The organism is Streptosporangium sp. NPDC006930 (assembly GCF_040635605.1).
Classification (GTDB): Bacteria; Actinomycetota; Actinomycetes; order Streptosporangiales; family Streptosporangiaceae; genus Streptosporangium.
This window is the reverse complement of the sequence record NZ_JBEYID010000019.1, coordinates 36,055-60,830: the sequence shown is the minus strand read 5'-3', so window position 1 is coordinate 60,830 and position 24,776 is coordinate 36,055. Positions and strand designations below refer to the sequence as shown.

The window sequence follows — 24,776 nt, the reverse complement described above, 5'->3', positions numbered from 1 at the left end:
GTACAACCACAGAGCTTATGCCGTGTCAAGCCCTCTTCCTGGCGGTTCCGTGGCGGGCGTACGCTCTCCCTCGTCTTGGTCAAACTGGAGGAATCCATGGCGCTGGCGGACCACGAAAACGGTTCACGCCCACGCAAGGTTGTGGAGTTCGGGGCTGTCCGAACCGTGTCGACCAGCCGGCTCGCAGACGACGTCGCCGAGCAGATTCGACAGCTCATCATCACCCAGGACATCGCCGAAGGTGCGCGCCTGCCGTCGGAACGCCACCTCGCGGAGATGTTCGGCGCCAGTCGGCCGATCGTCAGCCAGGCCCTGCGCACGTTGTCGCTCATGGGGCTTGTCGAGATCAAACAGGGCTCGGGGGCGTACGTGATGCGTCGCCCGGAGTCGGGCCTGGCCGCCTCCGTCAACCTGATGCTCGACCTCGACAGGCAGTCCCTGTCACGCCTGGTCGACCTGAGGCTCTGGCTGGAGACGCTGGGGGCGACCGAAGGGTTGCGAAACCCCGAAACCGACCTCGCCGAGGTGAGGTCGGCGCTGCAACGCCTCGAGGAGAGCATGGCCCACGGCACGTCGGCGTGGATCGCCGCCGACACGGTCTTCCACGCGGCGGTCGTCCGGACCTCCGGCAACCCGTTCCTGACCTCGATCTACGAGGCGGTCCACACCGCGATCATCTCTTACGAGTACGACGACTGGGTCAACAGGGACCTGATCCCCGACTGGCTGTTACCGGACAGCGCCGACGCTCAGATGGCCATTCACAAGCCCATCCTGGACGGGATGACCGCCGGTGACGACGACGCCACCCGCGCCGCGATCCGTCACCACCACGAGGTGATGCTCCAGCACATCGAGCGCAGCCGCCGTTAGCGCCGCGACAAGACATCGCGGGCCGCATGCCTTGAGGGGATCACGCCGGGAAAGACGGCGGACGGGTGATCCGGCCCTCAATCCGGCACGGGTGAGATCCATGTGACGGGACGATCGCCATCCGAGGCGTCGGATCCGCCACGACAGGATTCGGCTACTGGTCGACCTCGGCACTGCCGTTGACGCGGAGCTTGCGGCGGGCGCGGTCGTAGAAGCTCTTGGGGCCGAGCCTGACCACCCAGGCGGCGGCGCGGATCGCGGTGATGCCGAGCGCGTCCCCGGGTGTCAGGTGCGCGGCCACCGCGCCGTCCACCTCCACGGCGAGCCGCCCGCTCGTCGGCAGCAGGTCGAGCACGACCCGCTCGTCGGCCGACAGCACGATGGCCCGGTTGAACGACGAGTGCGCGGCGGCGGGAACCACCAGGAACCCCTCGACCGTCGGCGACACGATGGGACCGCCCGCGGAGAAGCTGTAGGCGGTCGACCCGGTGGGGGTGGCCACGATCACCGCGTCGGCCGCGTAGCGCACGAAGGGGTGGCCCTCCACGGTGATCGACACCGCGGAGAGCCCGTCACCCGGTATCCGCACCAGGGCGATGTCGTTGAACGCGGTCATCGTCGTGCCGTCGGGCAGGGTCGCCCGCACCGCCATGCGCGGCTCGACCCGGTAGTCGTGATTGTCGATGGCCGACAGCGCGGGAGGCAGCTCGTCGACGTCGATCTCCGCGAGGAACCCCAGCCTGCCGAGGTTGACGCCCAGGACGGGGATCTTGCGCTCCGAGACGAGCCGCATGGTGCGCAGCATCGTGCCGTCGCCGCCGAGGCTGACCAGCAGGTCGGCGCGGTCGACCAGGGTGGGGGCGTCGACCGCGACGGCGCTGCAGTCGATGCGCCCGACCTCGTCGGGCAGCCCGAGCACCGTGACGTCGCGGGCGCGGGCCCACTCCACGATCGTGTCGATGGCCACCTTCGAATCGCGCTGTGGGTGCAGAACCAGTCCCACGGTCTTGACCATCCCCATGCCTCACACTGTACGGGGAGCCGCCATCGGATCCGTACGCCGGAAATCCCGGGGCTTCGCGAGAGCGGGATCCGGCGGCGAGGAGCGGGCGAGAGCGCGAGTGCGGGCGGGAGCCTGAGCGGCAGGTCCTGCGGCGACTGCGGGCACAGGTACGAGTGCGGGTACAGGTAAGGGTCCGGCGGCGAGGAGTGGGCTTCCGGGCATGGCGGAGGCGGAGAGCCTCAGCCCTGGCGCCGTTTCTTCATCCGCGCCTCGTGGAGGTGGCGGCGCCCGCCGGCGAGCTGCTTTCTGATCCGTCTCTCCACGCCGGTGAAGGCGGCGTGGTAGCCGTCCTCGTACTCCTCCACGATCTGGAAGGTCCACCTGTCGGGGATGACGTCGAGGCCGATCAGCTCGCGGGTCACCATGTCGGCCATCTCGGGGTGGCCCGCGGCGCGCAGCAGTTCCACGGCCTCGTCGAGCTGCAGGTCGGCGTGGCCGGTCAGCTGGTGGAAGGAGTAGAGGTGCCCGCGAGCCCTCTCGGTCGTCTCCAGGGCCTCGGAGAGCTTGCCCAGGGCCTCGGCGGTCGCGTCGTCGACCTCGGTGTCGGTCCCGGTCCCGGTGTCGGCCTCGACGCGGGGCGAGGCGTCGGGCGAGGTTCGGGAGGAGGCCGTCTTCGGCCGTACGTCGTGGGTCACCCGATCTCCTCCTCGCGGGGCGGCGGCGGGCTCGGGGCGGTGCGCCGGAGCTCGGTCGCTGTCGGCTGCATGCCCTATGAGCTGTGGGAACGTGTCCCTACCCCGCGTGGAGAGCGTGAATCACCGGCTTCGCGCCGTGGGCAAAGAGGTGGTCTTGAGTCAACTTCTCGGCCCTGAAGGGTTCGAGCTTGCAGCTCCTCGCCGTGCATGGGGTGCACGGGTCAGGCCGCGTCGTCGGCAGCGTGACTCACTGCCCTGCGACCGATGTTGATCGCAGCGTTGTGGTCGGCGGGGCCGGCGAACCCGCAGCCGAGGCACTTGAAGTCATCCCGGTTGGGACGGTTGCGTTTGTCGCAGTGCCCGCACCGATGGCGGGTGCGGGAGGTGTTGCAGGGATCGACCAGACGCACGGGCACGCCCGCGAGGGCGGCCTTGTAGGTCACGAAGGTACGGAGCTGGTGAAACGCCCACGAGTGCAGGTCGGCACGCTGAGCCTTACGAACCGTTACCCGATCCCGGATGCCTTCGAGGTCTTCGAGGGCGATGCCCGAGCGGGTGCCTTTGGCTTTGCCGACCAGATGCTTGCTGATCACATGGTTGGTGTTCCGGGCGAACCGGGACTCTTTACGGCGGCGCGCCTTGAGGAGGCGCTTGGCGGACTTGGTGCCCTTGGCCTGGAGGCGGGCGCGCAGGCGGGCGTTGCGCCGCCGCACAGCCCGCACCCCCTTGCCGGTGTGTGCCTGACCGGTGGAGTCGGTGGCCAGGTTGACGATACCGAGATCCACGCCCAGCCACTCGTTGGGCTCGCCACCCCGCGCTGGTTCGGGCACGTCGATCACGACCGCGAGGTAGGACATGCCGTCGCGGTAGACGAGATCGGCCTGTCCCCGCGCGGTGGCCCCGCTGGTTTTCAGCCACCGGCCCTGGTAAACGACGGGGACGACGATGCGGCCTGCGAGGGTGAGGATGCTGACCGCGCCGCGGCCTTTCCACGACAGGATGCGCTGGTCGTAGGCGACCGCACCCAGATCCCGGAAGACCGGCTTGATCTTCTTGTCGCGCTTGTACGCCTCGCACGCCTTGGCGATCGACCGGATGGCCATCTGCGCCGACAGGCCGAACTCGTGCCGCAGGTCGGTGTACACCAGCTTCTGTAAGGCGATCTTGTTGGCGGTGTGGTGGGTGAACGCCACCTCGGCGGCGCGGTTGGCGGCGGCGTTGCAGGCCCGCATCGTCGCCAGCAGCGCCTCGCGCTGCTCAGCGCTCGGGGCGAGTTTCAGCATCTCCGTCACCAGCATGCATTGAGTGACATCACTCAATGCATGCTGGTGCCTCGTTCATGACTGACTGGTCAGGGCACGCTCGGGCCTTGGTGGCCCTCCTGCTCCCGATTCCTCCCCGGCCTGAAGGCCGGGCCTTCTGGGGAGGTTCGGTGAACACACAGTTAAATGCCAGGAAAGGTGGCTACCCTCCGTGGGCATGGACTGGCAGCGCAAGGCAAACAACGCACTTGTCAAGCTAACCGGATTCCAGCTTAACCGAGTAGGAAAAGTTGGTCCACCGGCGGCGGTGAGGACACCCGCGGTGGCGGAGGAGTCGTTCAGGCCGCCCTCGGACCCGAAGGTCGACCGGCTGCTGATCGCTCCGATCTTCATCCTCTCGCCGGTGCGGTCCGGCTCCACGCTCCTGAGGGTCCTGCTCAACGCCCACTCCATGCTGCACGCCCCGCACGAGCTGCACGTCCGAAGGCTGCGGGTGGAGTTCGGCACCTCGCTGGCGGAGAAGGCGATGGGGGCACTCGGGCACGACCGGGCCGACCTGGAACACCTGCTGTGGGATCGCGTGCTCCACCGCGAGCTGGTCAGAAGCGGCAAGACGTTCGTCGTGGACAAGACTCCGGCCAACGCCTTCGCGTACCGGCGCATCGCCGCGTGCTGGCCGGACGCCCGGTTCGTCTTCCTGCTGCGCCACCCGGCGTCCATCGCGAGTTCGTGGTACGAGGCCGGCGCGGGCAAGAGGACGCCCGAGGAGGCGGCGCTCGACGCCCTTCGTTACATGAAGGCCGTGCAGCGGGCCCGAGGGGCGCTCAACGGGTGCACCGTGCGCTACGAGGACCTGACCGCCGACCCCGAGACCGAGGGGCGCCGTCTCTGCGACTTCCTCGGTGTTCCCTGGGAACCGGAGATGCTGACGTACGGAGAGCAGTCCGTACTGGAGAAGGGGCTCGGCGACTGGAAGGACAAGATCCGCTCCGGGAGCGTACAGCCCGCGCGCGAGCTGCCGACGACGGAGGAGATCCCCGAGCCGCTCAGGCCGATGTGTGAGAGCTGGGGATACCTGCCGCGCGCCGCGGAGCCCGCGTGACGGCCCCGGGGGCGCCCGGATCTCCCGGTGCGATGAAGATCCGCTACATGCTTCTGCACGCGTACGGCATGGGTGGAACGATCCGCACGGTGATCAACCAGGCGAACGCGATGGCCGCTGCCGGACACGAGGTCGAGATCGTCAGCGTGGTGCGCCGTAGGGAGAGCCCGCAGTTCCCGATCGACGAGCGTGTCCGCCTCCTGGCGCTGTCGGACCAGCGGGAGGCCAGGCCCGTCGACTCGGTGGGGCGCAAGGCCTGGCGGCGGATCCGCGGCAAGATCGTGCCCGCAGGGGAGTTCGCGGCCTCCTACTTCACCGAGCGCGTGGAACGGGCCGTCATCGAGTACGTCTCCGCGCTCCAGGACGGCATCCTGGTCACCACCCGTCCCGCGCTGAACCTCATCTCCGCCCGGCGCACTCCCACGAGTGTCGTCAGGATCGCCCAGGAACACATGAACCTGGCCACCCACCCCGAGGCGGTCCGGTCGGCGATCGCCCGCCACTACGGCGGCCTGGACGCGGTGGCCGTGCTCACCGGGACCGACAGAAAGGAATACCAGGAGCTTCTGCCGGACACCCCCGTCGTGCGGATACCCAACGCGGTCGGCCCGGTGCGGCAGCCGCCCGCCGGCCGGGAGGGAAGGCTCGTGGTCGCGGCCGGGCGGCTCGTCGGGCAGAAGGGGTTCGACCTGCTGATCCCCGCGTTCCGGCAGGTCGTCGACCGCCACCCCGACTGGCGGTTGCGCATCTACGGCACCGGCCCGAAGAAGGACAAGCTGCGCGAGCTCCTGAAGGAGCACGCGCTGGGTGACAACGTCACTTTGATGGGACGGACCGAGCGCCTCGACGAGGAGCTGGCCAAGGCGTCCTTCTACGTGCTCAGCTCGCGGTTCGAGGGGCTGCCGATGGTGATGATCGAGGCGATGGCCCAGGCGCTGCCCGTTGTCGCCTTCGACTGCCCGACCGGCCCGGCCGACGTGCTCACTCCCGGCGTCGACGGGCTGCTCGTCCCCCCCAAGGACGTCGACGCGCTGGCGGCCGCGATGGTCCGGCTCATCGAGGACCGGGAGCTGCGGGAGCGGATAGGGGCAGCCGCGATCGTCACCGCGCGCGACTACACGCCCGAGGTGGTCATGCCGCTTTGGGAGAACCTGTTCGCCGAGCTTCTGGACCGCGCGCCGGAACGGTAACGCTGACCGGCTTCGCCCGACTTTCCGCTTTTAAGGGAAATGTCGTTCTGAGTCATATTCCGCCTTTTTTGCTGTGCCGTCGCGTTTTCGTGTGAGGTCGACGGCATGTTCGGGCGCCCGGGATATGGCCGCCGGTGTGCCCGGGACGACCGAGGGGCGTCCGGGATCGGCCGTCGGCCTGTCCGAGGTGCGCCCGGGGGCGAGGACGTGACCGGGGCCCGTTTCACGCGAGGGGGTTTCCGCGTCGCGGCGCCGGTCGCCGGGGATGCGTGATGCCATGTCTGCCGTGACGGACATCCCGGCCCGCGGAGCCCGTCGTATGTGTGGCGCCGAGATGAATAAGACATTCAATGTTTTTCGGGCATTTGGCGATGGCGACTTTGTTAATTGTTGGCCGGATCCTATTCAATGCTTGACAGGTTATTTAAGGACCTCCCAATATTGAGGCGTCCACGATGGCGGTCCGTATCCGGCTCCGCGCATCGGGGGGTCAACGATTCTGCCGTTTCTGTCGCGGGTAATTGGCGTTCCCCCTGGCTGTTTCATGTCTTTTTTCTCCCCTGTCAGTACGAGTACGGATCGGTGGTGTGTTGTGACGGAGTTCGAGGCTGGCCGGTCGCAGCTGAGTTTGAGTACGGACGCCGCGCGTAACCTGGCGACGACGACCAAGTCGACTCCCCAGATGCAGGAGATCACCTCACGGTGGCTGCTGCGGATGCTCCCCTGGACGCAGGTCTCGGGCGGCACCTACCGCGTCAACCGGCGGCTGAGCTACACGATCGGCGACGGGCGGGTGAGCTTCACCAGCTCGGGGTCGCAGGTGGCGGTCATCCCGGCCGAGCTGTGCGAGCTGCCCCTGCTGCGCGGGTTCGACGACTCCGACGTCCTCGACGCGCTGGCGGGCAGGTTCGTCCAGCGCGAGTTCCAGGCCGGCGACGTGCTCGTGGAGGCGGGACAGCCGGCCGACGAGGTCGTGCTCATCGCGCACGGCAAGGTCAACAAGCTCGGCACGGGTCCGTACGGTGACGAGATCGTGCTGACCGTGCTCGCGGCGGGCGACCACTTCGGTGACGACGCGCTCGTCGGTGACGAGGGCGAGTGGCCGTTCACCGCCAAGGCGGTCACCAGCGGCACGGCGATGGTCCTGCCCCGGCACGCGTTCCTTGAGCTGGCCGGGCAGGCGGAGCCGCTCCAGGCCCACCTACGGCAGCGGGAGACGGCCGAGCGCGGGCCACAGAACAAGTACGGCGAGGCCGCCGTCGAGGTGGCCGCCGGGCACGCGGGAGAGGCCGACCTGCCGGGCACGTTCGTCGACTACGAGCTCACCCCGCGCGAGTACCAGCTGAGCGTCGCGCAGACGGTCCTGCGGGTGCACACCCGGGTGGCCGACCTCTACAACGACCCGATGGACCAGATCGAGCAGCAGCTCCGGCTCACGATCGAGGTGCTGCGCGAGCGCCAGGAGCACGAGCTGATCAACAACCGCGAGTTCGGGCTGCTGCACAACGCCGACCTCAAGCAGCGGATCCACACCCGCAGCGGCCCGCCCACCCCCGACGACCTCGACGAGCTGCTCAGCCGTCGCAGGAGCACGAGCTTCTTCCTCGCCCACCCGCACGCCATCGCCGCCTTCGGCCGCGAGTGCAACGCGCGCGGACTCTACCCGCAGGGCGTCGACGTCGGCGGCAGCGGGGTGCCCGCCTGGCGCGGCGTCCCCATCTTCTCCTGCAGCAAGATCCCCATCACCTCCACCCGCACCACCTCGATCCTGGCGATGCGCGTCGGCGAGGACAACCAGGGGGTCATCGGCCTGCACCAGACCGGCATCCCCGACGAATACCAGCCGAGCCTCTCGGTCCGCTTCATGGGCATCAGCGAGAAGGCGATCATCTCCTACCTGGTCAGCGCCTACTACTCCGCTGCCGTCCTGGTGCCCGACGCGCTCGGCATCCTGGAAGACGTCGAGATCGGCCACTGAGGACGGGCCGGGCGACCCACCACCTTCGGACCGGCCGCTGAGCGAGGGAGAGCAAGGATGACGACCATCGAGATGTCGACGAACGGGCGGTCCGCGGGTGAGGTGCTCGCCTGGAGCCGGGACATGGTCGAGGCGACCCTGCGCCCGGCGGCCGACACGCTGCCCGCCTCGATGCGGCGAATCGCCGGATACCAGTTCGGCTGGTGGGACGAGCAGGGCAGGCCGTCCACGATCGGCGGGGGCAAGGCGCTCCGTCCCGCGCTCGCCCTGCTCTCGGCCGAAGCCGTCGGGGGGGCCGCCGTCTCGGCTCTTCGGCCGGCGGCGGCCGTCGAGCTGGTGCACGACTTCTCCCTGCTGCACGACGACGTGATGGACGGTGACCGGACCCGCCGCCACCGCCCCACGGCCTGGGCGGTCTTCGGCGTCAGCCCGGCCATCCTGGCCGGTGACGCGCTGCTGACGCTCGCCTTCGACGTGCTCGCGACCGGAGGGCACCCGGCCACCGCCGAGGCGACCCGGATCTTCAGCACCGCCGTGCAGGAGCTCCTGGACGGCCAGAGCGCGGACGTCGCCTTCGAGGATCGCCGGGATGTCGGGCCGGCCGACTGCCTGAGCATGGCGACCGGTAAGACCGGGGCCCTGCTGGGGTGCGCGTGCGGGCTCGGCGCCCTGTTCGGCGGTGGCACTCCCGAGCAGGTCGAGCACCTCGTCGCCTTCGGCAGGGACCTGGGACTCGCGTTCCAGCTCGTCGACGACCTGCTCGGCATCTGGGGAGATCCCGCGACGACCGGCAAGCCCGTCCACTCGGATCTGCGCAGCCGCAAGAAGTCCGTCCCGGTCGTCGCGGCCCTCACCTCGGGCACCCCGGCCGGACGGGAGCTGTCGGAGCTCTACCACCGGGAGCAGTCGCTCTCCGACGACGAGCTGGTCCACGCGGCCACGCTCGTCGAGGCCGCGGGCGGGCGCGACTGGACGCGGGTGGAGGCCGACGAGCTGCTCGCGCGGGCACTGCGCCACCTGGAGGCGGTGGGGGCGCTGCCCCGGCCCGCCGCGGAGCTGACCACCCTCGCCCGTCTCGTCACCCGCCGCGACCACTAGACGGTGCGGAGGTGGGCGGGCACCTCCGCGTTCGCCTCCTCGGTGGAGCCCTCAGACGAAGGCGCCGATACCGGTGATCGCCCGTCCCACGATCAGGGTGTTGATCTCCCGCGTCCCCTCGTAGGAGTAGATCGCCTCGGAGTCGGCGACGAACCGGCCGACGTCGTAGTCGAGGTCGATGCCGTTACCGCCCAGGATCTCCCTCGCCCACCCCACGGCCTCGCGCATCCGCGCCGTGCAGAAGGCCTTGGCCATCGCCGAGTGCTCGTCCCGGTAGACGCCCGCGTCCTGAAGTTGCGCCAGCCGCACCACCATGCCCAGCGAGCAGGTGATGTTGCCCAGCATCCGCACGAGCAGGTCCTGCACGAGCTGGAACCCCGCGATCGGCCGCCCGAACTGCTCGCGCGTCCCGGCGTACTCCAGCGCCAGCTCGTAGGCGCCCATCATGCACCCCACCGCCTGCCACGCCACGCCTCCCCGGGTCTGCCGCAGGATGGCGCCGGTGTCGCGGAAGCCGTTGGCCTTCTGCAGCCGGTTGATCTCCGGCACCAGGCAGTTGGTGAGGGTGATGTCGGCGTTCTGGACCGTCCGCAGGGCTATCTTGTTCTCGATCTTCGTCGCGGCGAAGCCGGGCGTACCCTTCTCGACCACGAATCCCTTGACTGCGCCGTCGGCGCCGTCGGTCTCGTCCTTCGCCCACACCACGATCAGGTCGGCGAAGGTCGCGTTGCCGATCCAGCGCTTGGCCCCGTTGAGCACCCACATGTCGCCCTCGCGGCGGGCGGTCGTGCGCAGTCCGGCCGCGACGTCGGAACCCCCCTCGGGTTCCGTCAGCGCGAACGCGCCGATCTTCTCCATCGCCGCCATCGGCGCCAGCCACCGCTCCCGCTGCTCCTCTGAGCCCAGCCGGTCGACGCTGCCCATCGCGAGACCGTTGTGGACGCCGAAGAACGTGCCCATCGACGGATCCACCCGGTTCATCTCCAGGACCACGAACCCGGTCAGCAGGCTCCGCGCGCCCCGATAGGACAGGCCCGCGATGTCAAGCTTGGCGAACCCGGGAACCAGCTCGTGGGGAAAGCGGGAGTTGGTCCACGCCTCGTTCGCGATGGGCGCGACCTCGCGCGCCATGAACTCCCGCACCCGGAGCACGATCTCCTTCTCGTGCTCCTCCAGCAGGTCGAAGTAGTCATAGAAATCACCGGTCGTCATCGGCGCGGCTTCCCTCCGGTAGTCGTGTCCCTGTCTTGGCCGAATGCCCGAAAGCCGGGGCATCAAGCGGAACACGCCGGAGACGATGAAGGCCCGGGATGTCCCCGGGCCTTCATGTTGGTCGCCGTCAGGTGTCGCCCGGCCGCGATGCGGTCTCAGGCGGGACTACCAGCGGCGGGTGTAAACACGCACCCCGTCGGTCCGGCTGCGGCTCTCCTCGAGCTTGTCGGTGCCGTCGAAGATCGCGCGGTAGTCACCGCTCTTGCTCGCGCGGGCCTTGGCGCGGAACGTACCCTGCCAGTTCGTGTCGGCGGAGGTCACGTACTTCCAGGCGCTGGAGCCGCGCTTGCGGAAGTAGATCTCCACCTCCTCGCCGCGTACGCCCTTCCAGCGCCTGTCGTCGACCTGGAGACGGCCGGTGAAGTAGACCGAGCGGCCCTTGCGGACGCGCTCGGGGTTCGCGGAGAACCGGTAGACGCGGGTCTCGGCCTTCTCGGCCTTCTCGTGCGCGACGGAGAAGTTGACCTCGTCGGTCACCTTCTTGCCGTCCTTGTCGTACGCGTCGGCGATCGCGACCCAGCGACCTTCGAAGTCGCTCTCGTCGAAGCTGGTCGTGAAGCGCCACAGGTCGCCCTGGTGCAGGAGCCTGGGCTCCTGGGCGGCCAGGGTACGGGCCCGGTCGGAGACCGGCCTGAGGCGAAGCTCGACGCGGGTGGCCTCGGTGGTACGGACCTCGATGGTGACCCTTGTGTCGTCGTCTCCCTTCACGACGACCGGGTTCGGGTCGATGTTGTCGATGCGCACACTGAGAGCGACTCGCTCCGCGGAGGCCGTTCCCGCGGACAGGAGCAGAGAGCTGCCCACCGCGGTCGACAGCAGGCCGATGGCGATTCGTTTCATCAAGACGCTTTCCTCTTCTCCCCGTTTCAGGAGACGGTCAGGGTTGACCGCTCCCGCATCCATAAGACGACACAGAAGCGGGTGATGTTGCCAAAAATCTCCAAAAAAGGGAGTTTAAGTCTCCGTAAGGTAACGTTCCTGGGTAGGAATGGCCAGGTCAGGCATCGGTCGCCGGGTACCGAAAATTTATTTGAAGTAAGTCTTTTATGTCCGATTTGTCGGAAATTCTCTCTGTGGAACGAAGGGGCTGCGAGTGGGTTTAGCATCGCCAATCGGACATAACGGACAATTGGGGTGTGGTGTCGCGGTGTCGCCGGACGGATAGCGTTTGCGTATGAGTGCCACCATCGTCACCAAGGATCTGGCCGCCGGACACGGCGACCGCGCGCTTTTCACCGGGCTCGACCTGGTGGTCGCCCCCGGTGACATCGTCGGCCTGGTCGGGGTGAACGGCGCGGGCAAGTCCACCCTGCTGCGGATCCTCGCGGGGCTGCTGCCCGCCGAGCACGGCTCCGTGCGCCTCAGCCCACCCTCGGCGTCGGTCGGCTACCTGCCCCAGGAGCGTGAGCGCCGCGCGGGCGAGACGATCGCGGAGTTCCTGGCCCGCCGCACCGGGGTGGCCGCCGCGCAGCGCGCGCTGGACACCGCCACCCAGGGGCTGGTGGAGGGCACCCCGGGCGCCGACGACGACTACGCCACCGGGCTGGAGCGCTGGCTCGCCCTGGGCGGCGCCGACCTGGAGGACCGGGCCGCCGAGGTCGTCGACGAACTCGGCCTCGCCGTGGAGCTCGACCGGCCGATGACGGCGCTCTCCGGCGGCCAGGCCGCGCGGGCGGGCATGGCCTCCCTGCTGCTCAGCCGATACGACGTCTTCCTGCTGGACGAACCCACCAACGACCTCGACCTGGAGGGGCTGGAGCGGCTCGAACGCTTCGTCACCGGCCTGCGCGCCGGGACCGTCCTGGTCAGCCACGACCGCGAGTTCCTGGCCAGGACCGTGAACAGGGTCGTCGAGCTCGATCTCGCCCAGCAGCTGGTCAGGGTGCACGGCGGCGGCTACGAGGCCTACCTCGCCGAGCGCGAGGTCGCCCGCAGGCATGCCCGCGAGGAGTACGAGGAGTACGCGGGCACCGTCGCCTCCCTCAAGCAGCGCGCGGGGATGCAGCGCGCCTGGATGGAGAAGGGCGTCAAGAACGCGCGGCGAAAGGCGCCCGACAACGACAAGATCGGCCGCAACCTCCGTACCGAGACGACGGAGAAGCAGGCGGCGAAGGCCCGCCAGACCGAGCGGATGATCGAGCGGCTGGAAGAGGTCGAGGAGCCCCGCAAGGAGTGGGAGCTGCGCATGGAGATCGCGGTGGCGCCGAGGTCGGGCGCCGTCGTCGCGACGCTGCGCGACGCCGTGGTCCGCCGCGGCACGTTCACCCTCGGCCCGGTGAACCTGCAGGTCGGCTGGGCGGAGCGGGTGGCGATCACCGGCGCGAACGGCTCGGGAAAGTCCACCCTGCTCGCGGCGCTCCTGGGCCGGCTCCCGCTGGAGGAGGGCAACGCCTCGCTCGGTCCCGGCGTGGTCGTCGGGGAGGTGGACCAGGCGCGCGGGCTCTTCCTCGGCGACGAACCCCTGGTGGACGCCTTCGGCGCGGCCGTGCCCGACATGGCCCCCGGCGACGTCCGCACGCTGCTCGCCAAGTTCGGCCTGCGCGCCGCGCACGTGCCGCGCCCGGCCGCCACCCTCTCGCCGGGGGAGCGGACCCGGGCCGCGCTCGCGCTGCTCCAGGCGCGCGGGGTGAACCTGCTCGTCCTGGACGAGCCGACCAACCATCTGGACCTGGCTGCGATCGAGCAGCTGGAGTCCGCGCTCGCCTCCTATCCCGGTACGCTGCTGCTGGTCACCCACGACCGCCGGATGCTGGAGGCGGTGCACACCACCCGGCGGGTCCACGTCGACGAAGGCCGGATCACCGAAAGGTGACCGAGACGCCTGCGGGACCTGACTGATGACGTAATTTTCGCAAGTCTCTGCAAGTAATTGCTTTTTTTGCCTTATAGTTTCATCATGACGCGACGGCTTGCAGAAGTGGCCAAGAAGGTCGGGATGAGCGAGGCGACGGTCAGTCGCGTGCTCAACGGGAAGCCCGGCGTGTCCGAGGCGACCCGTGAGGCCGTCCTCACGGCGCTCGACGTGCTCGGCTACGAGCGGCCGACCCAGCTGCGAGGTGACAGGGCGCGGCTGGTCGGGCTGGTCCTCCCCGAGCTGCAGAACCCCATCTTCCCCGCCTTCGCCGAGGTGGTCGGGGGCGCGCTGGCCCAGCAGGGCTTCACCTCCGTGCTGTGCACCCGGACCCTGGGCGGCGTCTCCGAGGCGGAGTACGTCGATCTGCTGCTCCAGCAGCAGGTGTCAGGGGTCGTCTTCGCCGGGGGGCTGTTCGCCCAGGCCGACGCCCCCCACGACCATTACGAGCTGCTGCGGGAGCGACGCCTGCCGACCGTGCTGGTGAACGCCGCGGTCGCGCACCTCGCCTTCCCGCAGGTCTCCTGCGACGACGCGGCCGCCGCCGAGATGGCGCTCGGCCACCTGCGGTCGCTGGGCCACGAGCGGATCGGCATGGTGCTCGGCCCTCCCGACCACGTGCCCTCGCGGCGCAAGCTGGACGCGGCGGACCTCGACCCCGAGTTCGTGGAGCACACCATGTTCTCCCTGGAAGGGGGGCACGCGGCGGCCGCGCGGCTGATGCGAAAGGGCGTGACCGGCGTCATCTGCGCGAGCGACGTGATGGCCCTGGGCGCGATCAGGGCGGCCCGCAGGGCCGGGCTCTCCGTGCCCGATGACGTCTCGGTGATCGGCTACGACGACTCCGCGCTGATGAACTGCACCGACCCGCCGCTGACGACGCTGCGTCAGCCGATCGACGCGATGGGCCGCGCGGTCGTCGACCTGCTCGCGGCCCAGATCGACAAGGCCCTCGTCCCGGCCGACGAGTTGCTCTTCGAGCCCGAACTGGTGGTCAGGGCCTCGACGGGCCCGGTCAAGCGCTGAGGGGCGCCGGTCGCGAGGCGCGGGATGCCGCCCCGCGCCCCGGCGCCCGATCCCCGGGGCTCTCGCCGGTCGCCTCGCTGGAGCTCCGGGTGTTCCGGGCGTCCGAGTGACGGTCGCCGCGCCGAGGGACCCGCTTCCGGTCACGCCACGGACGAACTGGCAGTATGCCGTCGCTATATTCCGAGCTTTCCTTTCTTTATTACGAGTCTATGTCGTAAAAAATAAGTTGAAATGTCTCTGGCTTCCTAGGAAACATGTCCGACGGCGGCTCCGCGTACCCGGGCCGACTCGGGTGCCGAGAGGATCCGGGCCGGTTCGCGCAACAGGTGTCCTTCGCCGGTTCGTGTGACGGACGGTGACGGACCTGTGTTCGTGGCGGCGGTCCCGGGCGAGTTCGTGTGACGGGTCCGGACCTTCCGTGAACCCGCCGGAATAGCGCAGCATGCCCGCCTCCATCCCCTTCGAGGGTTTTGGTCGCCACCGGAACATCTCTGGCCTACCGTTTGCCGTTTTCGTCACTCTGTGTAGTTGTCGATCTCTTACAGTTGTCGTGGCGAGTGTGGAGGATCCATCGCTTGCCGCCCCCCGAAGACATGCTTCGTCATTCGGAAGGAAAAGATCTTGCGTAAGAGATTTGCCGTGCTCGCCTCGGCGGGCGTAGGCGCTTTCATGGTCATCCTGGCGGCACCGGCGGTCGCCGCTCCCAGCGCCGACACAATCGTCACATTCTCCGTGGAAGCAGGAAGCCTGGACATCACCGCGCCGGCCGGCCCAATCGATCTCGGCTCCGCTCCCCCCGGTGGCACGCTCACCGGGCAGATCGGCCCGGTGTCGGTCTCGGACACCCGAGGCGGGGCCACCTCGGTCTGGACCGCGACGGTGTTCGCGACGGATTTCACCGCCGCCGCCCTGACGATCCCCTTCGCTTCCGTGGAGTACTGGTCCGGGCCGACGACCGCCACCACCGGTGGCGGCACCTTCATCCCCGGACAGCCCACGGCGGCCGACGCGGTCCCGCTGACGGGTACGACGGCGGACGCCATCCCGGCCATGGCCCACACAGGAGGCACGGGTGGCAGCACGGCGACGTGGAACCCCACGCTGATCGTCAACATTCCCATCACGGCTCAGATCGGCGACTACAGCGGGACGGTGACACATCAGGTGGCATAGCCGGATAGCTGGACCGTTCACGCTGACGCTGCTGGCCGCGCTGTGTTCCGGTGTGGTCGGCGCGTCAGCCGACGGGAGTCGGGTCGCCGCGGACCCCCGGGGCACGATCGGCATCCGCCTTCTCGAAGCGCCGGTCAGCTACCGCGGCGATCCTCGCGCGCTCTCCTACATCGTCGACCATCTCAATCCGGGCACCACCATCCAGCGGAAGGTGGAGATCTCCAACACGTCCAGGAGACCGCAGCGCGTCAGCCTGTATCCGGCCGCCGCCGACGTCACGCGCAACAGCTTCAACGCGCCGGCGGGCCGCCCCAGGAACGAGCTGGTGAGCTGGATGTCGCTCGACCGAGACTCTGTCGATGTGCCGCCGGGCGGCACGTCGACCGCCCAGGTAGCGATCAAGGTGCCGCCCGTGGCCTCGCGCGGCGAGCGGTTCGGTGTCGTCTGGGCGGAGGTCGTCGCCGAACCCGACGACTCCCACCCCGTGCGCGTCGTCAACCGGGTCGGGATCCGCGTCTACCTCGATGTCGGGCCGGGCGGCGAACCGCCGTCGGACTTCCGGATCGAGACGCTGGCACCCGCACGCGCCCCGGACGGCAGCCCGCAACTGGTGGCACTGGTCCGTAACACCGGGAAGCGGACCCTGGACATGAACGGGTCGTTGTCGCTCACGGATGGCCCCGGAGGTCTGCAGGCCGGGCCTTTCCCCGCCGACCTGGGGGTCACGCTGCTTCCGGACACCGCCGCCCCGGTGACGGTGACCATGGACCGGCGCGTGCCCGACGGTCCATGGAAGGCCAGGCTGACCCTGATGAGCGGCATGGTGAAACGGATGGGCACCGCCACCCTCACCTTCCCGGAGGCGGGCGCGGGCCTCTCCGTCGAACCTGACGAGAACTACCTGCCCCTGGTGGGGCTGGTGGCCGGGCTGCTCCTTCCCGCCACCGCCCTCGGCATCGTGGTGCGCCGCAGGCGCCGGGCCGTCGCCTCGGTGAGCTGACGCTCCCGTCGAGGTGGCGGCCCGGTGGCCGTGCCGGGCGGGCGGACGGGTGGGGAGACCCCGCCCGTCGCTCACTTCGAGACGTAGAGGATCTTCCAGGTGCCCGCGTACAGGCAGTTCAGGGAGGGCTTGGAAGCCTTGGGCTCGGAGCAGACCTTGAGCTCGACCTGGTAGAGGTCGTGCTGGGTGAACGAGAACGACTTCGGGGTGCCGTAGGAGCAGTCGACGATGCTGCGGTGCTTGAACGGCAGGTTCTTGCCGTCGGGGGTGCGGTAGGTGAGGCGGAAGACCGCCCAGCCGCAGGAGGGGCCCCTGGTCAGGTCGTAGACCTTGCCGGAGATCCTGCCGCTCTCGGCGGCGGGGATGACGGCGTGGTCCTCACCGTAGACCGTGAGCGAGCCGTGCGTCTTGGCCCTCCTGCCGGGGGCGTAGTAGGTGCCCCACGGGCCGGCGCCCTGCTCCGCCGTCGTGTCGGCGGTCGCCGGGCCGCTCCGCGCCGGCGCGGTCGCCGCCTGGGCGGTCGCCGGGGCGATGGAGACGAGTGCGGTGGCGAGGACGAGTCCGGTGAGAAGGCGGCTGATCGTCATGGGAGGGATTCCTTTCCGGCTGTTGTGACCACAGTGTGTGATGGGCCGCTTTCAGCCGGGTTGACCGCTCACTGCAAACGAGTATCAGCCACTTATAAGAGGGAATGTGGAGTCAACAGGAGGTAAGTGCATGGAAACGCTGGGAATAGACATCGGTGGGTCGGGGATCAAGGGTGCGCCGGTGGACGTCACGAGAGGGCGGCTGACGCGGGAGAGGCGGCGCATCCCCACACCGAGCCCCGCCAAGCCCGAGGCCGTGGCCGAGGTGGTGGCGGAGATCGTCAAGCATTTCGCCTGGGAGGGGCCGGTGGGGGTCACCTTCCCCGGGATCGTGCTCGACGGGGTCGCCAGGTCGGCCGCCAACGTGGACAAGGACTGGATCGGCACGGACGCGCGGAGGCTGTTCTCCCAGGTGACGGGGCTGCCCGTCACCGTGCTCAACGACGCGGACGCGGCCGGTCTGGCCGAGGTGGCGGCGGGGGCCGCGAGGGGCAGGCCGGGGGTGGTGATGATGCTGACCTTCGGCACGGGGATCGGCAGCGCCCTGCTCATCGACGGCCGCCTGGTGCCCAACACCGAGCTCGGGCATCTGGAGATCAGGGGCAAGGAGGCCGAGAAGCGCGCCTCCGACCACGCGCGCGAGGCGCACGACCTCGACTGGGCCGAGTGGGCCGAGAGGGTGCAGGAGTATCTGGAGCACGTCGAGGCGCTGTTCTCCCCTTCGCTGTTCATCATCGGGGGAGGGGTCAGCAAGAAGGCGGACAGGTTCCTGCCCCTGATCAAGTTGCGCACCCCGATCGTCCCGGCGGGCCTCCAGAACGAGGCGGGCATCGTGGGCGCCGCCATGGCGGCCCTGGCGTAGCGGCGACCTTCCCTCAAGTCGCCCGCCCGAGGTACACACTTCGCGCGGGCGGCTCGCGAGACTGCTCACGTCGAACCATGCGTTTCTCACGAGACCCCAAAGGCGTTCGGTGCCTCAGGAAAGGCTCCCGGCGGTGCTCACCGGCGGCTATCACGCACGGTCCGGGAGCGGTTTCCGAGAGGAGTCTGAAACTTTCATTTCTCCAGAAAACTGTTCGGTGAGGTCAGAGGGTGGGAGGGGTTCATTCGAGGGCCTCCGACGTGCAACAAGCTGTACACATCCTCGAAACATCCGGACTATGGGAGCGCTCCCACCATCGTCCTGGAGATGATTACGAATGACAGTCAATCCGCGCCGCCATACCTGGCGCAACCGGGTGGCGACCATGGCGGCCATGTTCGTGGCCGCCGCCGGTCTTGCCACCGGGCAGGCCGCCACGGCACACGCCGCGGTCGCCTGCGACGTCGCCTACACCACCAATGACTGGCAGGGCGGATTCACCGCCAACATTATCCTGAAGAACCTCGGTGACCCGCTCACGAGCTGGACCCTGGGCTTCACCTTCGGCGCCGGGCAGACGGTCCAGCAGGGCTGGTCGGCCACCTGGGCACAGTCGGGCGCCCAGGTCACCGCGAAGAGCCTCTCCTACAACGGCTCCCTCGCCACCGGCGCCTCCACCAACATCGGCTTCAACGGATCGTGGAACGGGAGCAACCCCAAGCCCACCTCCTTCACGGTCAACGGCGTCACCTGCGGCGGGCAGGGCCCGGTCAACCAGCCCCCCACGGTCAGCCTGACCAGCCCCGCCTCCGGCTCCACCCACCAGGCCGGTGCCGCCGTGCCGCTCGCCGCGACCGCGAGCGACGACGGCTCCATCAGCAAGGTGGAGTTCTACGTCGACGGCGCGCTGGTCAACACCGACACCAGCGCTCCCTACTCCTACTCCGCCACCGGTCTGGCGAGCGGCTCGCACACCGCGAGTGCCAAGGCGTACGACAACGCCTCCCCGGCGCTCTCCACCCAGACCGCCGCGGTGCCCTTCACCGTGGGCGGCGGCAACACGACGCCGTCGATCGTCGCCTCCCCGACCTCCCTCAGCGTCCCCGAGGGCTCGTCGAGGACGGCCGCCTTCCGGCTCAGCCAGGCGCCGAGTGGCAACGTCACGGTCAGCCTGGCCAAGACGGGTGACAGCGACATCACCATCGCGCCCAGCACGCTGACCTTCACCACCGCCAACTGGAACACGGCGCAGAACGTGACGGTCTCGGCGGCCCAGGACGCCGACCAGACCAACGGCACCGCCACCATCACGGCCACCGCCGCCGGACACACCGCCGCCACCGTCGCCGTGACCGAGGCCGACGACGACGGCACCGACCCGACGCCGGTGCACGTCGACAACCCCTACGCCGGCGCTGACGGCTACGTGAACCCCGACTGGTCGGCCAAGGCCGCCGCCGAGCCGGGCGGCAGCGCGATCGCCAACATCTCCACCGCCGTGTGGCTGGACCGGATCGCCGCCATCGAGGGCACCTCCTCGAACAGGGGCGTGCGCGCCCACCTGGACGAGGCCCTGCTGCAGGACGCGGCCAACGGCAGCAAGCCGCTGACGATCCAGTTCGTCATCTACAACCTGCCCAACCGTGACTGCTCGGCGCTCGCCTCCAACGGTGAGCTGCGCGTCTCCGAGAACGGTATGAACCGCTACAAGACCGAGTACATCGACCCGATCGCCGCGATCATGGCCGAGCCGAAGTACGCGGGCCTGCGGATCTCGACGATCGTCGAGATCGACTCGCTGCCGAACCTGGTGACCAACCTCAACCTGGCGGCGTGCCAGGAGGCCAAGGACAGCGGCGCCTACGTCAACGGCGTCCGCTACGCCCTGGACAAGCTGCACGCGATCAAGAACGTCTACACCTACGTCGACGCCGGGCACCACGGCTGGCTTGGCTGGGACTCCAACTCGGGGCCGTCCGCCGACCTGTTCGCGAGCACCGTCGCCGGCACCGTCGCGGGCTTCGACAGCGTGGACGGCTTCATCACCAACACCTCCAACTACTCGGCGCTGCGTGAGCCGCACTTCACCATCAACACCAACGTCAACGGCCAGAGCGTCCGCCAGTCCAAGTGGGTCGACTGGAACTACTACGTCGACGAGCTCTCCTTCGCCCAGGGGTTCAGGAACACGCTGATCCAGAAGGGCTTCAAGTCCAACATCGGCATGCTGATCGACACCTCCCGCAACGGCTGGGGAGGCTCGGCCCGCCCGGCCGCTCCCAGCACCTCGACGAACGTGGACACCTTCGTCAACCAGTCGCGCATCGACCGCAGGATCCACGCCGGCAACTGGTGCAACCAGAGCGGTGCCGGACTGGGCGAGCGCCCGCAGGCCAGCCCCGCGACCGGCCTGGACGCCTACGTCTGGGTCAAGCCTCCGGGCGAGTCCGACGGCGCCAGCAAGGAGATCCCGAACAACGAGGGCAAGGGCTTCGACCGGATGTGCGACCCGACCTACGGCGGTAACGAGCGCAACGGCAACAACCCCAGCGGTGCCCTGGCCGACGCGCCGATCGCCGGCCAGTGGTTCTCCGCCCAGTTCCGCCAGCTGCTCCAGAACGCCTACCCTCCCCTCCCGTAACCCGCTGACCCCGGCTCCCGCCCCGGCGGAATCCGGGTGAGGCCCGACGCGACGGCCCCGTCACCCCCTACAGGGGGAGGCGGGGCCGTCCCCTTCCGGAGAAGGGGACGGCGTACGGGTCCGATATTGGGATGCGGTGGCGCGGTGTCTCGGGCAGCATGGGCGGTTGGGCCTTCGCACAGGGGCCTTCAGGTGTGGAGCCCCACACGCGCCTCACGACCGCGGGTGAGCCTTCACACGTGGGCCGAAAGTATCCTGGCTTCAGTATGGGAACGCCTCCTTTGACATCGTCTCTCTCCGACCTGCACGCGCGCCTGCCCGAGCTCACGCTGCGTGACCAGCGGCGGCTTCGCCGCAGGCTCGACGGGGCACGCAGGGTCAGAAACCGCGCCGCGCAGCAGAAGATCGCCGCGGAGATCACCTCCGACATCGAGCGGGCCGAACGGCGCGTCGCCCAGCGCCGCGCCGGTGTCCCCGTGATCACCTATCCCGAGGCGCTGCCGGTCAGCCGGCGCAGGGACGACATCCTGGAGGCGATCCGCGACAACCAGGTCGTGATCGTCGCCGGAGAGACCGGTTCCGGCAAGACCACCCAGCTGCCGAAGATCTGCCTTGAGCTGGGCAGGGGCGTGAGGGGCCTGATCGGGCACACCCAGCCCCGCCGCATCGCGGCCCGCACCGTGGCCGAGCGCGTCGCCGAGGAGCTCGACACCCCGCTCGGCGACGCCGTGGGCTACAAGGTGCGCTTCACCGACCAGGTGGGCGACGGCACCCTCGTCAAGGTCATGACGGACGGCATCCTGCTCGCCGAGCTGCAGAACGACCGCGACCTCGACCAGTACGACACGCTCATCGTCGACGAGGCGCACGAGCGCAGCCTCAACATCGACTTCATCCTGGGCTACCTCAAGCAGCTGCTCCCGCGCCGCCCCGACCTGAAGGTGATCATCACCTCGGCGACGATCGACCCCGAGCGATTCTCCCGGCACTTCGGCGACGCGCCGATCGTGGAGGTCTCCGGCCGGACCTACCCCGTCGAGGTGCGCTACCGGCCGATCGCCGAGGACGACGACCAGATCCAGGCGATCGGCAAGGCGGTCGACGAGCTGTGCGCGGAGGGACCCGGCGACATCCTTGTCTTCCTCAGCGGCGAGCGCGAGATCCGCGACACCGCCGAGGCGCTGTCGAAGCGCAAGGACGCGGAGATCCTGCCGCTGTACGCCAGGCTGTCCGCCGCCGAGCAGCACCGGGTCTTCCAGTCGCACACCAACCGCCGGGTCGTGCTCGCCACCAACGTGGCCGAGACCTCGCTTACCGTGCCGGGCATCAAGTACGTGGTCGACCCCGGCTTCGCCAGGATCTCCCGATACAGCCACCGCACCAAGGTCCAGCGCCTGCCCATCGAGGCGATCTCCCAGGCCTCGGCCAACCAGCGCAAGGGCCGCTGCGGCCGCGTCTCCGAGGGCGTCTGCATCCGGCTGTACGAGGAGGACGACTTCGTCACCCGGCCGGAGTTCACCGACCCGGAGATCCTGCGCACCAACCTCGCCTCGGTCATCCTGCAGATGACCTCGATCGGCCTGGGCGACATCGGCGCCTTCCCGTTCGTCGAGCCGCCCGACCAGCGCCAGGTCAAGGACGGCTACGACCTGCTGCTCGAGCTGGGCGCCTTCGACCAGGGGCGTCGGATGACCCCGCTCGGCCGCAAGCTGGCGGGCCTGCCGGTCGACCCGCGACTGGCCCGCATGGTGCTGGAGGCCGACCACAACGGCTGTGTCCGCGAGGTGATGGTCATCGCCTCCGCGCTGTCGATCCAGGACCCGCGCGAGCGACCGGCCGACAAGCAGCAGGCCGCCGACGAGAAACACCGCCGCTTCGCGGACAAGGAGTCCGACTTCGTCTCGTACCTGAACCTGTGGGAATACCTGCAGGAGCAGCAGAAGGAGCTCTCCTCCAGCGCGTTCCGGCGACTGTGCAAGGCCGAGTTCCTCAACTACCTGCGCGTCCGCGAGTGGCAGGACGTCTACGGCCAGCTCCGCCAGATGTCGAAGACCCTGGGCGTCACCCTCAACAGCACCCCCGGCGACGAGCAGAAGATCCACATCTCCCTGCTGTCGGGCCTGCTGTCGCACGTCGGCGTCAAGGACATCGACAAGAAGACCGCCGACGCCGGCGGCGGTCGCCGCCCCCCGAACGAGCCGCGCAGGCCCATGACCGAGTACGTCGGCGCGCGCAACGCCCGGTTCGCGATCTTCCCCGGCTCCGCGCTCGCCAAGAAGCAGCCGCTCTGGGTGATGTCGGCCGAGCTGGTGGAGACCTCCAGGCTCTGGGCCCGGGTGAACGCCAAGATCGAGCCCGAGTGGGTCGAGCCGCTCGCCCAGCACCTGATCAAGCGCACCTATTCCGAGCCGCACTGGGAGAAGAAGCAGGGCTCGGTGATGGCCTACGAGAAGGTGACGCTGTACGGCGTCCCGATCGTGGTCCAGCGCAAGGTCAACTACGGCCGCATCGACCCCGAGCTGAGCCGGGAGCTGTTCATCCGGCACGCCCTGGTCGAGGGCGACTGGGAGACCCACCACGCCTTCTTCGCAGAGAACCGCAAGCTTCTCGAAGAGGTCGAGGAGCTGGAGGAGCGGGCACGGCGCCGCGACATCCTCGTCGACGACGAGACGCTGTTCGACTTCTACGACCAGCGCGTCCCCGCCGACGTCGTCTCCGGACGCCACTTCGACTCCTGGTGGAAGAAGACGAGGACCGACCAGCCCGACCTGCTCAACTTCGAGAAGTCGATGCTGATCAGCGAGACGGCGGGCGACGTCAGCAGACGCGACTACCCCGACGTGTGGCGCCAGGGCGGCCTGCGCTTCCCCCTCACCTACCAGTTCGAGCCCGGCACCGACGCCGACGGCGTCACCGCGCACATCCCGCTCGCGCTGCTCAACCAGGTCAACGTCGAGGGTTTTGACTGGCAGATCCCCGGGCTGCGTGAGGAACTGCTCACCGCGCTCATCCGGAGCCTGCCCAAGCACATCCGACGCAACTTCGTCCCCGCCCCCAACTACGCCAAGAAGGCGCTGGAACGGGCCGAGCCCACCCAGGAGCCGCTGCTCGCCGTGCTGGAGCGCGAGCTGCTGAACCTGACCGGCGTCCAGGTGCCGCGCGAGGCATGGCAGCCCGACCTCGTCCCCGACCACCTCAAGATCACCTTCCGGGTGATCGACGGGCGCAGGCAGAAGCTGGCGGAGAGCAAGGACCTGGCCGAGCTGAAACGGCGGCTCGCCCCCAAGCTCCGCCAGACCCTCTCCAAGGCCGCCGGCCTGGAGAAGACCGGCCTGACGGGATGGACCGTGGGCGCGCTGCCCAAGACGTTCGAGCAGCGCAGGATGAAGGCCTACCCTGCGCTCGCCGACGAGGGCGCCACCGTGGCCGTACGGATGTACGAGACCGAGACCGAGCAGCGCCGGGCGATGTGGGAGGGCACCCGCAGGCTGCTGCTGCTCAACACCCCGTCACCGGCCAAATGGGTGCTCGGCCGCCTCGGCAACCAGTCCAAGCTCGCCCTGAGCCGCAGCCCGCACGCCGGCGCCACCGCGCTGTTCGACGACTGCATCGCCTGCGCCGCCGACCACCTCATGGCCGAGCACGGCGGCCCGGTCTGGGACGAGACGGCCTTCACCGCACTGCACGACAGGGTCAGGGCCGAGCTGTTCGACACCACCGCCGAGGTGGTCGCCCGGGTCGAGAGCATCCTCAAGGTCTGGCACACCGTCTCGACCCTGCTGCCCGAGTCTCGCTCCACCCGCGCGATCGAGGACATCCGCGACCAGGTGGCCAACCTCGTCTATCCGGGTTTCGTCACCGATACCGGTTACCGGCGACTGCCCGACCTGCTCCGCTATCTCAAGGGGGCCGAACGGCGGCTGGAGAAGGTGCACGAGGACGCGTTCCGTGACGGGGAGCGGATGGACAGGGTGCACGACATCGAGGACGAGTATCACGAGCTGGTCGAGAAGCTTCCACCGGCCCGTCGCTCGGACGACGACGTCCGCCAGATCCGCTGGATGATCGAGGAGCTCAGGGTGAGCTACTTCGCGCAGACCCTCGGGACTCCGTACTCGATCTCCGACAAGCGCATCCGCAAGGCGATGGAGAAGCTCTGAGGG

At 69.0% G+C, this 24,776-nt stretch carries 18 protein-coding genes and 1 pseudogene; 13 read left to right on the top strand and 6 right to left on the bottom strand.

Features of this window, described 5'->3' with window-relative positions:
* The first annotated feature begins 165 nt into the window (after positions 1-165).
* Positions 166-873 (top strand): GntR family transcriptional regulator, encoded by a 708-nt coding sequence (locus ABZ664_RS28680; RefSeq protein WP_362516377.1) that lies wholly within the window; start codon positions 166-168, stop codon positions 871-873.
* Between the two features lie 154 nt (positions 874-1,027).
* Here the strand turns inward: ABZ664_RS28680 and ABZ664_RS28675 are convergent, their stop codons facing one another.
* The 3 genes from ABZ664_RS28675 to ABZ664_RS28665 form a co-directional block, all read right to left on the bottom strand.
* A complete protein-coding gene (locus tag ABZ664_RS28675; protein ID WP_362516375.1) occupies positions 1,028-1,894 on the bottom strand; it encodes an NAD(+)/NADH kinase in 867 nt (288 codons plus the stop codon).
* Positions 1,895-2,115: 221 nt separating this feature from the next.
* Positions 2,116-2,571, bottom strand: a complete 456-nt coding sequence (locus tag ABZ664_RS28670) for a hypothetical protein (protein WP_362516373.1) — start codon at positions 2,569-2,571, stop codon at positions 2,116-2,118.
* Positions 2,572-2,792: 221 nt separating this feature from the next.
* Positions 2,793-3,869: a transposase gene (locus ABZ664_RS28665; RefSeq protein ID WP_362516370.1), complete on the bottom strand. Its 1,077-nt coding sequence runs from the start codon at positions 3,867-3,869 to the stop codon at positions 2,793-2,795.
* A 271-nt stretch (positions 3,870-4,140) separates the two neighbouring features.
* Here ABZ664_RS28665 and ABZ664_RS28660 point away from each other — a divergent pair, with 271 nt between their 5' ends.
* From ABZ664_RS28660 to ABZ664_RS28645, 4 genes are all read left to right on the top strand, one after another.
* Entirely contained in the window at positions 4,141-4,935 is a 795-nt protein-coding gene (locus ABZ664_RS28660; protein ID WP_362516367.1) for a sulfotransferase, read from the top strand.
* A complete protein-coding gene (locus tag ABZ664_RS28655; RefSeq protein WP_362516365.1) occupies positions 4,932-6,125 on the top strand; it encodes a glycosyltransferase family 4 protein in 1,194 nt (397 codons plus the stop codon). Before ABZ664_RS28660 ends, ABZ664_RS28655 begins: the two co-directional genes overlap by 4 nt.
* 628 nt (positions 6,126-6,753) lie before the next feature.
* Positions 6,754-8,103 carry a family 2B encapsulin nanocompartment shell protein gene (locus ABZ664_RS28650; RefSeq protein ID WP_362516362.1) on the top strand — a complete coding sequence of 450 codons (1,350 nt, stop codon included), beginning with the start codon at positions 6,754-6,756 and terminating at the stop codon, positions 8,101-8,103.
* A gap of 57 nt (positions 8,104-8,160) precedes the next feature.
* Complete coding sequence (locus ABZ664_RS28645) at positions 8,161-9,201, top strand: family 2 encapsulin nanocompartment cargo protein polyprenyl transferase (RefSeq protein WP_362516360.1); 1,041 nt, start codon at positions 8,161-8,163, stop codon at positions 9,199-9,201.
* Between the two features lie 51 nt (positions 9,202-9,252).
* On the opposite strand, the gene ABZ664_RS28640 is transcribed toward ABZ664_RS28645, so the two are convergent.
* Positions 9,253-10,413: an acyl-CoA dehydrogenase family protein gene (locus ABZ664_RS28640; protein WP_362516358.1), complete on the bottom strand. Its 1,161-nt coding sequence runs from the start codon at positions 10,411-10,413 to the stop codon at positions 9,253-9,255.
* Positions 10,414-10,578: 165 nt separating this feature from the next.
* The gene (locus tag ABZ664_RS28635) at positions 10,579-11,313 is read right to left on the bottom strand and encodes a hypothetical protein (protein ID WP_362516355.1); all 735 of its coding nucleotides are present in this window, start codon (positions 11,311-11,313) and stop codon (positions 10,579-10,581) included.
* A 334-nt stretch (positions 11,314-11,647) separates the two neighbouring features.
* Between ABZ664_RS28635 and ABZ664_RS28630 the strand changes: the two genes are divergently transcribed.
* From ABZ664_RS28630 to ABZ664_RS28615, 4 genes are all read left to right on the top strand, one after another.
* Entirely contained in the window at positions 11,648-13,285 is a 1,638-nt protein-coding gene (locus ABZ664_RS28630; RefSeq protein WP_362516353.1) for an ABC-F family ATP-binding cassette domain-containing protein, read from the top strand.
* A gap of 84 nt (positions 13,286-13,369) precedes the next feature.
* Positions 13,370-14,350, top strand: a complete 981-nt coding sequence (locus tag ABZ664_RS28625; protein ID WP_362516350.1) for a LacI family DNA-binding transcriptional regulator — start codon at positions 13,370-13,372, stop codon at positions 14,348-14,350.
* A 621-nt stretch (positions 14,351-14,971) separates the two neighbouring features.
* Positions 14,972-15,523, top strand: a complete 552-nt coding sequence (locus tag ABZ664_RS28620) for a hypothetical protein (protein WP_362516348.1) — start codon at positions 14,972-14,974, stop codon at positions 15,521-15,523.
* 52 nt (positions 15,524-15,575) lie between these two features.
* Positions 15,576-16,523, top strand: coding sequence for a hypothetical protein (locus tag ABZ664_RS28615; RefSeq protein ID WP_362516346.1), 948 nt, complete (start codon positions 15,576-15,578; stop codon positions 16,521-16,523).
* A gap of 71 nt (positions 16,524-16,594) precedes the next feature.
* Here the strand turns inward: ABZ664_RS28615 and ABZ664_RS28610 are convergent, their stop codons facing one another.
* Complete coding sequence (locus ABZ664_RS28610; protein ID WP_362516343.1) at positions 16,595-17,110, bottom strand: hypothetical protein; 516 nt, start codon at positions 17,108-17,110, stop codon at positions 16,595-16,597.
* Between the two features lie 130 nt (positions 17,111-17,240).
* Here ABZ664_RS28610 and ppgK point away from each other — a divergent pair, with 130 nt between their 5' ends.
* The 4 genes and pseudogenes from ppgK (at position 17,241) to hrpA (ending at position 24,773) form a co-directional block, all read left to right on the top strand.
* Positions 17,241-17,972 (top strand): polyphosphate--glucose phosphotransferase, encoded by a 732-nt coding sequence (gene ppgK / locus ABZ664_RS28605; protein ID WP_362516341.1) that lies wholly within the window; start codon positions 17,241-17,243, stop codon positions 17,970-17,972.
* Between the two features lie 337 nt (positions 17,973-18,309).
* Positions 18,310-18,714, top strand: a pseudogene (locus ABZ664_RS28600) (cellulose-binding domain-containing protein); the annotation flags it as partial.
* Between the two features lie 51 nt (positions 18,715-18,765).
* Complete coding sequence (locus ABZ664_RS28595; RefSeq protein ID WP_362516592.1) at positions 18,766-20,613, top strand: glycoside hydrolase family 6 protein; 1,848 nt, start codon at positions 18,766-18,768, stop codon at positions 20,611-20,613.
* Positions 20,614-20,879: 266 nt separating this feature from the next.
* The gene (hrpA, locus tag ABZ664_RS28590; RefSeq protein WP_362516337.1) at positions 20,880-24,773 is read left to right on the top strand and encodes an ATP-dependent RNA helicase HrpA; all 3,894 of its coding nucleotides are present in this window, start codon (positions 20,880-20,882) and stop codon (positions 24,771-24,773) included.
* The last annotated feature ends 3 nt before the right edge of the window (positions 24,774-24,776 follow it).